Annotated in this window: 8 protein-coding genes; 3 read left to right on the top strand and 5 right to left on the bottom strand. The window is 73.6% G+C overall.

Annotated features, from left to right (window positions below):
- Positions 1-255, bottom strand: a 255-nt coding sequence (locus AB0K09_RS27760; RefSeq protein ID WP_366068154.1) for an NAD(P)-binding domain-containing protein, incomplete at its 3' end; no start/stop codon positions are given.
- Positions 256-446: 191 nt separating this feature from the next.
- Entirely contained in the window at positions 447-941 is a 495-nt protein-coding gene (locus tag AB0K09_RS27765; protein WP_366068155.1) for a DUF3145 domain-containing protein, read from the bottom strand.
- Positions 942-1,262: 321 nt separating this feature from the next.
- Between AB0K09_RS27765 and AB0K09_RS27770 the strand changes: the two genes are divergently transcribed.
- The gene (locus AB0K09_RS27770; RefSeq protein WP_366068157.1) at positions 1,263-2,168 is read left to right on the top strand and encodes an SGNH/GDSL hydrolase family protein; all 906 of its coding nucleotides are present in this window, start codon (positions 1,263-1,265) and stop codon (positions 2,166-2,168) included.
- A gap of 129 nt (positions 2,169-2,297) precedes the next feature.
- Here AB0K09_RS27770 and AB0K09_RS27775 read toward each other — a convergent pair whose 3' ends face one another.
- Positions 2,298-3,050, bottom strand: coding sequence for an MgtC/SapB family protein (locus AB0K09_RS27775; protein WP_366068158.1), 753 nt, complete (start codon positions 3,048-3,050; stop codon positions 2,298-2,300).
- A 90-nt stretch (positions 3,051-3,140) separates the two neighbouring features.
- Here AB0K09_RS27775 and AB0K09_RS27780 point away from each other — a divergent pair, with 90 nt between their 5' ends.
- The gene (locus tag AB0K09_RS27780; RefSeq protein ID WP_366068159.1) at positions 3,141-4,421 is read left to right on the top strand and encodes a pyroglutamyl peptidase; all 1,281 of its coding nucleotides are present in this window, start codon (positions 3,141-3,143) and stop codon (positions 4,419-4,421) included.
- Positions 4,422-4,428: 7 nt separating this feature from the next.
- Positions 4,429-5,154, top strand: a complete 726-nt coding sequence (locus AB0K09_RS27785) for a carbon-nitrogen hydrolase family protein (RefSeq protein WP_366068160.1) — start codon at positions 4,429-4,431, stop codon at positions 5,152-5,154.
- A 4-nt stretch (positions 5,155-5,158) separates the two neighbouring features.
- Here AB0K09_RS27785 and AB0K09_RS27790 read toward each other — a convergent pair whose 3' ends face one another.
- Positions 5,159-5,893: a class I SAM-dependent methyltransferase gene (locus tag AB0K09_RS27790; RefSeq protein WP_366068161.1), complete on the bottom strand. Its 735-nt coding sequence runs from the start codon at positions 5,891-5,893 to the stop codon at positions 5,159-5,161.
- Complete coding sequence (locus AB0K09_RS27795; protein WP_366068162.1) at positions 5,886-6,479, bottom strand: TetR/AcrR family transcriptional regulator; 594 nt, start codon at positions 6,477-6,479, stop codon at positions 5,886-5,888. Before AB0K09_RS27795 ends, AB0K09_RS27790 begins: the two co-directional genes overlap by 8 nt.
- Positions 6,480-6,568: the final 89 nt, after the last annotated feature.

A 6,568-nucleotide genomic window follows, 5' to 3' on the forward strand; every position in this document is an offset into this window, starting at 1 on the left:
CCTGCCGCCGAGCACGGCCCAGGCGAGGTGGACGGCGGCCTTGTCCGGGCTGCCGAGCGGGACTACGCCGTCGACGGCCTCGGCGGGCGTGCCGCTGACGGCGACGCCGTCACCGGCGAGCGGCTCGGCCTTGGCCCCGGTACGGTTCCAGGCCCGCACGGGCAGCCCGGCGCGAGCGAGATTACGCGCCATGGGCGCACCCATGATGCCGGTACCGAGCACGGCGACGGTCGGGGAGGCGGGAATACGGGACATGGACTCACGCTAGGCGCTGGAGCACCGGAAAGGACCCGACCGCGCCGGAGCATCGCACTCGGCCGCCCTCTTCTCACGCCGCACCCCGCACCCCGCACGCCGAGCGCAGCGCTCGGCACCGCAGCGACCACGACGGCGCGGCCCGGCGGTGCCGAACCGCCGCACGCCGCGGAGTCCCCGCCAGGACGTCGTCAGACGACCTGGTGCAGCCACCTCACCGGCGCCCCCTCCCCCGCGTAGCGGAAGGGCTCCAGTTCGTCGTCCCACGGCTTGCCGAGAAGTTTGTCGATCTCCGTCTGGAGGTCCGTCTCGCCCCTGCGGGCACGGGCGAGCGCCGCGCGCAGCCGGTCCTCGGGGACGAGGATGTCGCCGTGGATGCCGGTCACCGCGTGGAAGATGCCGAGGTCCGGGGTCGAGCTGTAGCGCTCGCCCTCGGCGGTGGCGCTGGGCTCGGCCGCGACCTCGAAGCGGAGCAGGTGCCAGCCGCGCAGGGCGGAGGCGAGCCGCGAGGCGGTGCCGGGCTGGCCCTGCCAGGAGAACTCGGCACGCCAGGTGTCGGGGGCGGCCGGCTGCCGGACCCAGTCGAGCGTGACGCGCACGCCGAGGACGCCCGCCACCGCCCACTCGACGTGCGGGCACAGCGCGCGCGGTGCGGAGTGCACGTACAGGACTCCACGTGTCGTCACCGGGACCTCCAGTGCGGTTCGAGGTTCGCCTTCCCCAGCGGCCTCGCGTCCGTACCGGTCCCGCCCGGGACAGCCGTAGACATTCTGCCCCAATGGCCACTCCCGCACCAGGTCACGAGGTTACCAATAGTAAACACCATCGGGGGCAATTCTCCTGAAATGGGACAGGATGTGACGTGTTGTGATGCGGTGCTGCCGGAGGGCGCGCATACCGGGCTCCCGCCCAACTGCCCCGGGGAAAAGCTACCGTGCGCCGGGGCCGACAGGGTGACGTACCGTCGGACCGGAACAGATTCACTCGGCCGGAGGGGGAAGGCAACGATGCGCACGACCAGGGACCGAAGGCGAACCGGCCCCCGGCGGGCCGCTCCGGCGGTACTCTGCGCGGTGCTCCCGGCGCTGCTCCTCTCCGCCTGCGACGACGGCGGCGAGCCGAAGGCGACGGCGCAGAAGCCGCGGCAGGCCGCGCCGAAACCCGCCCCGCGCCCCGCCTGGAACACCCGGCCGGCCTCGATCGCCTCCCTCGGCGACTCCATCACCCGCGGTTTCGACGCCTGCTCCGTGCTCTCCGACTGCCCGGAGGTCTCCTGGGCCACCGGCAGCGAGGTCGACAGCCTCGCCCGCCGGCTGCTGCCCTCCCCCGCCACCGGCAGCTGGAACCTCGCCCGGACGGGCGCCCGCATGGCCGACCTGCCGGACCAGATGCGCACCGCCGTCGCGAACCGTCCGCAGCTGGTGACGATCCTGCTCGGGGCCAACGACGCCTGCCGCAAGAACGTGGCCGACATGACCCCGGTCGACACCTTCCGCGCGGACTTCGAGACCTCGATGAAGGAGCTCCGCCAGGCCCTGCCCAAGACGCAGGTGTACGTGGCCGCCGTGCCGAACCTGATGCGGCTGTGGTCCGAGGGGCGCAAGGACCCGGTCGGCAAGCAGGTCTGGAAGCTGGGCGTCTGCCCTTCGATGCTCGGCGACGCCGACGCGGTGGACACGGCGGCCGTCGAGCGGCGCGCCCTGGTCGACAAGCGGGTCGGCGAGTACAACGCGGTGCTGAAGGACGTCTGCGCCCGGGACGAGCTGTGCCGCTACGACGGCGCGGTCAACGACTACGCCTTCACCGGCCGTGAATTGAGCCAGTGGGACTGGTTCCACCCCAGCAAGCTGGGCCAGAAGGAGCTGGCCGACATGGCCTACCGGACGATCACGTCCGAGCGGCCCAACGCGTGACCCCGGCCGGCCGTGCACGGGAAGACGTGTGCGGGGAGGCGGGAATCGTCAGGTGTTCCCGCCTCCCCGCAGGCACCGTAGCGGAAGACCCGCACCGGTTTGCAAACCGGCCCTGACGGGGGTTGACGGTCAGTCGGCGGAGTCGCGGTCCGTGCGCAGGCCGACGCCGAGGATGCTGTCCCAGTCGGCCAGCTCCTCCGCGAGCGGGTGGGCCGGCCCCCGGCCCTCCAGGGTGAGCACCACGCCCGCCTCCTTGGGCCTGCCCGCGTCGGGCCGCGCGAGTGAATCGATCTGTACGTCCGTCACGCGGAAGCCGCTCCTGGTGCACAGCTCCAGCACCCGCGGCAGCACTCCCCGGCGCGCCCGGTAGGACAGTCGCAGCTCGACCTGCTCGATGACGTGGGCCGTGGACATCCGGCGGGTCACCTTCGGAAAGCCGCGCACGACGAGGAAGTGCACCAGGGTCGCGGCGCCGCCCAGCAGCGGCAGCCCGCCGCCGCAGGCCATGCCGACGGCGCAGGTCAGCCAGATGGTGGCGGCGGTGGTCAGACCGCGCACGGAGTCGCGGCGGACGAAGATGAGGCCGCCGCCGATGAACCCGATCCCGGAGACGATCTGCGCGGCGACCCGGGAGGGGTCCAGCCGGGCGTCGCCCAGCGCGCCGACCGCGCCGAAGCCGTGGATCGACACCTCCATGAACAGGGCGGTGCCCACCCCGACCAGGGTGTGGGTGCGCAGACCGGCGCTCTTCTGCTGTCGCTCGCGTTCCAGGCCGATGAGCGCGGACAGCAACAGGGCTATCCCCAACTCGGCGAACTGACGGACTCCTTGGCCACTGCCGGGATCGAACAGCGGCGCTGCGATGTGCTCGGCTATTCGCATGTCAGCCATTGTGTCCGGAACTCATCGCTGGTGAGAGTGAGTTGCCGGTCCCCTACCGCCCATGCCCGCACGGTGATTACCTTCCGCCTCATGAGACCCGTTACCAGAGCCTCACTGACCCTGGGCGCCGCTCTGCTCGCCTGCGCCCCGCTCGCCCTGTCCGCTCCCGCGCACGCCGCCCCGCGTGCCGCCGCCCCGCTCACCGCCGAGGAGGAGCGGCTGACCGGACCCGTACCGCAGGAGATCCTGCGCCGCGGCGGCATGGCCGACGTCGCACCCGGCTTCGCCCGCGCCCTGACCGCCACCCGCGACTGCGCCCAGGCCGAACGGCTCGCCGCCGACAGCGGCCGCCGGCTGTGGCGGCGGGCGGTCGACCGGGCCCAGGGGCGCGGCCCGGCGGGCGGGGACCTCAGCCGCGACGACGACCGCCCGCTGTACTGGGCACGGCTCGGCATGACGCGGGCCCTGCACGAGTGGCAGCCGGCGTTCCCGCTGTCCGAGCGGCGGCGCGCGGCGCTGGTGGCGGCGGTGGAGCGGGGCTCGCGCGGCCAGGACTCGGTGAACCTGCCGGCGGGTTCCACGGTCAAGCGCGTCCTGATCACCGGCTTCGACCCGTTCCAGCTCGACTCCGACGCCCGCCGCTCCAACCCCTCGGGCGCGGCGGCGCTCGCCCTGGACGGCACGACGGTCGACACCCCGGCCGGCCCGGCCCGGATCGAGGCCGTCGTCTTCCCGGTGCGCTGGGCGGACTTCGCGGACGGCACGGTCGAGCGCACCCTGCTGCCGTACTTCCGGACCGGCCCCCGCCGGGTGGACCTCTTCACCACCATCAGCCAGGGCCGGCCCGGCCGCTTCGACGTCGAGCGCACCAACGGCGCCTGGCGCGGCGGCTACCCGGACAACGTGAACGACTCGCGCACCGAGACCGTGCCCATTCCGGCGGACGTGCCGACCGTGCGCCCGCAGCCGCAGTGGACCTCCACCACGCTGCCGTACGCCGCGATCACGGCGGCGGCCACCGGCCCGTACCCGGTGCACGACAACACGTCCGTCACCGAGATCCCGGCCGGCGGCACGGACGAGATCCACCGCCCGGACGGCCCCACGCCGGGCTCCACGGCCCGCGCGGGTGGCGGGGGCGACTACCTCTCCAACGAGATCGCCTACCGGGCGACGCTGCTGCGCGACGCCGTCGGGCTGCGGGTGCCCGGCGGGCATCTGCACACGCCGGTGCTCGAGTTCGGCGAGGGCAACACGGACCCGGCCACCGGGCAGATCACGGACCCCGCCTTCGTTCAGAACCGGCAGGCGATCACCGCGCAGATACGGTCGATCCTGGAAGTGGCCCTGACGGCGGCCCGGCCGTCATGATGGCGGCATGATCATCGCAGCAGCGCAGTTCACGTCCCGGCCGTGCGACGTCGACGCCAACGTCGCCCGCATGGCCGGGTTCGTCACGGAGGCCGGCGAGCGGGGCGCCTCGCTCGTCGTCTTCCCGGAGCTGGCCGTCACCGGCTACGAACTCCCCGCCGTCCAGGCCGACCCCGAGCGCCTCACCCTGGCGCCGGACGACGCCCGGCTGACCCCGATACGCGAGGCGTGCCGCACGTCGGCGGTCGCCGCGGTGGTCAACTGCCCGGGCCGCGCCCCGGCGGGCCCCACGATCAGCTCGTACGTCTACGGCCCGGACGGCGCCCTGCTCACCCGCTACGACAAGCAGCACGTCACGGCCACCGAGCAGGCCCACGGCTTCGCCCCCGGCACGCAGGACGGCCGCTTCACCCTGGACGGCCTGACCCTCGCCCTCGCCATCTGCTACGACGCCCACTTCCCCGCCCTGGCCACCCGCGCGGCCGCCGACGGCTGCCACGCCTACCTGGCGTCCTCCCTCTACGGCCGGACCGGCGGCGCCGAGGAGCGCATGACGGTCTTCCCCTCGCTGGCCAAGGACAACGCCCTCCCCGTCCTCCTCGCCAACCACGTGGGGCCCGCGGGCCCCTACGACGCCTGCGGCCTCAGCGCGATCTGGGGCCCGGACGGCGGCCTCGTGGCGGAGGGGCCGGCGGACGCGGAGGGGCTGGTGCTGGCGAAGGTGGGCGGCTGAGCGCTCAGCCCGCCGCCGGGCGCCGCGCGAGGAAGACGAGCTCCCGGCCCGGACGGTCGGGAGCCCCGCGCACGTCGTCGATCACATACCCCCGCGCGATCAGATCCGCCTCGGTCTCCTCCCGCTCGCGGAAGCGCACCGTCGAGTCCGACGTCAGCACCTGCCCGTCCGCCGCGAAGACGTAGGTCCACCGGAACGTCACCAGCGGCCCGGTCACGTCGGTCACCCGCACCCAGCTCTCGACCGCGCCGACGCCCGGGATCTCCGTCACCCGGTACGAGCGCTCCCGGTTCCACTCCTCCCAGGCGCGCCCGGCCGGATCCCGGGTCTCGAACACCAGCCGCCCGCCCGGCCGCAGGGACGCGTACGCCCTGCGCAGGGTCTCCTGCCAGGCCCCCGCATCGACGATGGCCTGGGCGACGTTCGCCGTCATGGTCGCCAGGTCGACGTGCAGCGGCGGGAGTGCCGTGGCGTCACCGCGGATCCAGCGCACCCGTTCACTGCCCGGCTTGGCCTCGGCCACATCGATGGACGCCCCGGCAGGGTCGACGCCGACGACCTCGATCCCGCGATCGGCCAGGAGGAGGGCGAACACTCCCGTCCCGCAGCCGATGTCCAGCACCCGGCGGGCCCCGAACTCCTCGGCCATGCGGACGTACGCGTCGAGATCGCTCCGGTCGGGGTCCAGCGCGTCGTGGATCGCGGCGAGCCGTGGATGCCCGAAGCACTCGTCAGCCATGCGTGGTGACCCCGTCGAGGACCGTGGTCACGGCCTTGTGGACGGCTCCGGCGTCCGGCGGGGTGCCCTGGCGGTCGGCGAAGAGCAGATGGGCGGTCCCGATCAGCGTGGGGGCGAGCGTGTCGACGTCGGCGTCCGCCGCGATGCGGCCGCGGTCGCGCTCGGCGGTGAGGTAGGCGGCGATCATGGCCGCGGCCTCCGTCAGGAGCGGGACACCGGCCGGCGTGGTCCGGCGCAGCCGGGCGCGCAGTTCGTCGCGGGAGACGACGAGGCCGACGATCGCCACGGCGACGTGATCGAACAGGTCCGTCAGTGCGGCGGTGAGGTGGCCGGCGACGGTGCCGGTCCCGGCGGACTCGCGCAGGGCGGCGGCCCGTTCGTCGAGCCGGGCGAGACGGTCGCGCACCAGCTCGGCGAGGAAGTCGTCGAAGTCGGCGAAGTGCCGGTGCAGGACGCCCTTGGCGCAGCCCGCCTCTGTGGTCACCGCCCGGCTGGTCAGTGCGCTCGGCCCGTCCCGGAGCAGGACGCGCTCGGCGGCGTCGAACAGTTGTCTGCGCGCGTCGCGCATCGCCACACCTGTCGGCACAGTGGATCCCCCTTGACGAGTGGGCATGTGCCCACTATGACTGGGCACATGCCCACTTTATCTTCGGAAGGCCGCGAGCCTCACCAACA

Origin of the sequence: Streptomyces sp. NPDC049577 (genome assembly GCF_040675635.1) — a bacterium.
Taxonomy (GTDB): Bacteria; Actinomycetota; Actinomycetes; order Streptomycetales; family Streptomycetaceae; genus Streptomyces.

Bases quoted from the DNA above. Each gene is read 5' to 3' on its own strand.
- AB0K09_RS27770 (WP_366068157.1), top strand. From the start codon at position 1,263: ATGCGCACGACCAGGGACCGAAGGCGAACCGGCCCCCGGCGGGCCGCT.
- AB0K09_RS27780 (WP_366068159.1), top strand. From the start codon at position 3,141: ATGAGACCCGTTACCAGAGCCTCACTGACCCTGGGCGCCGCTCTGCTC.
- AB0K09_RS27785 (WP_366068160.1), top strand. From the start codon at position 4,429: ATGATCATCGCAGCAGCGCAGTTCACGTCCCGGCCGTGCGACGTCGAC.
- AB0K09_RS27775 (WP_366068158.1), bottom strand. From the start codon at position 3,050: ATGCGAATAGCCGAGCACATCGCAGCGCCGCTGTTCGATCCCGGCAGT.
- AB0K09_RS27790 (WP_366068161.1), bottom strand. From the start codon at position 5,893: ATGGCTGACGAGTGCTTCGGGCATCCACGGCTCGCCGCGATCCACGAC.